We start from the raw sequence: 3001 nt of genomic DNA on the forward strand, positions 1-3001 counted from the left end.
CGGCGGGCGGCGGCGGCGCTGCTCGGCATGCTCGTCGCGGCGCTGTGGCTGGCTCCGGCCTCGGCCACGGAGCAGGACAACGACTCCGGGACGACCTCGGGTGACGCGGCGGCCGCGCAGGAACAGGTGCTGACCTGGACCGCGGACGACCGGCTCGACACCTACGCCTCCGCCCCGGAGACGGCGACCGCGGGCACGGCGACGATCGTGTTCGAGAACAGCACCGACACGGGCAACACCACCGGTGTGGCGCACACGTTGACGTTCGACACCACCACCCCCGGCTACAACCACGATGTGGACCTCAACATCGTGGCGAGCCCCTTCGACGTCGACGGGGGCAGGCACCAGGCACAGGTGGAGCTCACACCGGGCACCTACCGCTACTACTGCGACATGCCCGGCCACGGACAGATGACCGGCGAGCTCGTCGTCACCGAGTCCGGGGGCGGTGACACCACGCCGCCGGAGGTCACCGCGGAGGTGACCGGGGAGCGGGACGGCGACGGTGCCTATGTCGGCTCGGCCACGGTCGAGCTGACGGCGTCCGACGACTCCGGGGTGGCCGGCGTGGAGTACGAGCTGGACGACACCGGTTTCCAGAGCTATTCGGACCCGGTCACCGTGGAGGAGCCCGGGGATCACTCGGTGCAGTACCGCGCCACCGACACCGCGGGCAACACCTCGTCGGTGGGGTCGGTCTCGTTCACGGTGGTCGAGCCCACGCCGGAGGACACCACGCCGCCGGAGGTCAGCGCCGAGGTCACCGGTGAGCAGGACGCCGGGGGCAACTACCTCGACTCGGCCACGGTGACGGTCACGGCGACCGACGCCGACTCCGGCGTCGCGTCGATCGAGTACGCGCTGAACGACGCGGGATTCACCGCGTACGCCAGCCCGGTGACCGTGGACGAGTCCGGCGACCACACGATGCGCTACCGCGCCACCGACGAGGCGGGTAACACCTCCACGGTGGGGTCGGTGTCGTTCACGGTGGTCGAGCCCCCGCCGGAGGACACCACTCCGCCGGAGGTCTCGGCCGACGTCACCGGTGAGCGGGACGGCGACGGTGCCTACATCGGCTCGACCACGGTGACGGTGACGGCCACGGATGCCGACTCCGGGGTGGCGTCGGTCGAGTACGCCGTCAACGACGGGGAGTTCGAGCCCTACACCGACCCGGTCGTGGTCAACGCCGCGGGTGAGCACATGGTGTGGTTCCGGGCGTCGGACAACGCGGGCAACACCGCCGAGGCCGACTCGGTGTCGTTCGTGGTGGTCGAACCCGCACCGGAGGACACCACGCCGCCCGAAGTCGGCGCCGAGGTGACCGGTGAGCGGGACGGCGACGGCGCCTACGTCGGCTCGGCCACGGTCACGGTGACGGCCACGGATGCCGATTCCGGTGTCGCGTCGGTCGAGTACGCCGTCAACGACGGGGAGTACCGGTTCTACGAGGGACCGGTGACCCTCGACCGACCGGGCGAGTACACCGTGGCCTTCCGCGCCACCGACAACGCGGAGAATACGGCCTCCGGTGACGTCTCGTTCACCGTCGTCGCCGGCGGCGACGACGCCTGCCCCGACTCGGACACGCGGGAGACCGTGGTCATCGGGGACAACGCCACCGGTGTGGCCAATGTGGACACCGGGAACGGCTGCACGATCAACGACCTGATCGACGAGGACGGCGAGTACGCCAACCACGGCGCGTTCGTCGACCACGTCTCGACGGTGGCCGACGAGCTCGCCGAGGCGGGCATCATCGAGAAGCGGGAGAAGGGCCGCCTCGTGCGCGCCGCCGCCCGCTCCGACGTGGGCAAGTGATCAACCGGAGGTGAGTGACACGCGTGGGGCGCCCCGGATCCATCCGGGGCGCCCTTCGTGCTCGCACCGGCGCCGGCCGACGAGCCGTACCTCAGCCGGGCAGTGATCCGGGATCGGCATCCGCGGCGGGGCTGGGCGTAGTGCGGCAGTGGCTCGGGTGTGCAGACACGACGAGCACGGTGCTCAGCAACCGGGTGCCGTCGTGGTCAGCCGCACGGCCTCGGCCGCGGAGGCGAGTCGATGATCGTAGGTGACGAACCGGGTCAGCTCGTCACCCAGCAGCAGTGCCGAGGCGAGGTGGAGTGCGTCGAGGCTGCGTAGTTGTTGCTCGGTCTCGGAGGCGAGGGTGATGGTGGCGCTGGACAGCGGCAGCAGATCCAGTCCGGCGATCGCAGCCCGAGCCGTGGGCAGGAGGTCCGGGGCGACACGCCGGGTGGCCACCGTCACCTCGACCTTGGCGAGTTCACTGCTGCAGGGGGGGTCGGTGTGGTCGCCGAGCCAGGCGCGCAGCGCGTCCGTCTCCGCCTCCCGGACGACGAGCTTGAGCAGAGCCGAGGAGTCCAGGTAGATCACAACCGGTCCTCGCGCAGCTCGTCGAGAACGGACTGCGTCGACCGTGCGCCGCTCGCCGGAGGGGGTTCCGGCAGGTGCCGGAGGCCGTCCGGGTTCGCCGCGGGGATCAACGTGCCTTGGGCGATCAACCTGTCCCGTGCAGCCGTCGTCCGGTGCGGCGGCGCGAGCAGCGCGACGAGCTCACCACGGTCCGTGACCTCCACTGTTTCCCCCATTCGTACTCTCGCCAGGTAACGGGACGCGTTCTGCCGCAGCTCCCGGACACCGATGCGCTCCATGGTTAGACCGTAGCACGGAAAGTGCTACGCCAAATGTAGCACGATATTTCGGACGTCGATCCAGAGGGTCACGAAGGGGTCGACTCCGGCTCACGGTCGCGCACCGGCGTCCGGGCTCTCCGGCGGTGGTGCGGCGGCCTCCGCGAGGTCGTCGAGCAGGCGGGTGGCGACCTGTTCCTCGGCGACCACCCGGTCGTGTTCCCGGATCGTCGGGGCGAGGTCCGCGTCCCACGGCGCGTCGGTGACCCGGCCGGGGGCGGGTGCGGGCACGTCGGCGCGGAGGCCGTCGAGGTAGTCGCCGGTGCCCATGCGCCACGGCCGCG

4 protein-coding genes are annotated in these 3001 nt (G+C 71.0%); 1 reads left to right on the plus strand and 3 read right to left on the minus strand.

All coding sequences use genetic code 11. The annotated features are described in order from the left end of the window. Window positions 1-1827: OmpL47-type beta-barrel domain-containing protein (locus ACTIR_RS0116350; RefSeq protein ID WP_026455092.1), on the plus strand; the 1827-nt coding region annotated here is incomplete at its 5' end. A 183-nt stretch (window positions 1828-2010) separates the two neighbouring features. On the opposite strand, the gene ACTIR_RS0116355 is transcribed toward ACTIR_RS0116350, so the two are convergent. The 3 genes from ACTIR_RS0116355 to ACTIR_RS0116365 all read right to left on the minus strand — a co-directional run. Continuing rightward, entirely contained in the window at window positions 2011-2400 is a 390-nt protein-coding gene (locus tag ACTIR_RS0116355) for a type II toxin-antitoxin system VapC family toxin (protein ID WP_026455093.1), read from the minus strand. Then, entirely contained in the window at window positions 2397-2678 is a 282-nt protein-coding gene (locus ACTIR_RS0116360) for a type II toxin-antitoxin system Phd/YefM family antitoxin (protein WP_026455094.1), read from the minus strand. Before ACTIR_RS0116360 ends, ACTIR_RS0116355 begins: the two co-directional genes overlap by 4 nt. A gap of 90 nt (window positions 2679-2768) precedes the next feature. Then, window positions 2769-3001, minus strand: a 233-nt coding sequence (locus tag ACTIR_RS0116365; protein ID WP_154663791.1) for a DUF2399 domain-containing protein, incomplete at its 5' end; no start/stop codon positions are given.

It is taken from the genome of Saccharomonospora iraqiensis subsp. iraqiensis (genome assembly GCF_000430445.1).
In the GTDB taxonomy this organism is placed as follows: Bacteria; Actinomycetota; Actinomycetes; order Mycobacteriales; family Pseudonocardiaceae; genus Saccharomonospora; species Saccharomonospora iraqiensis.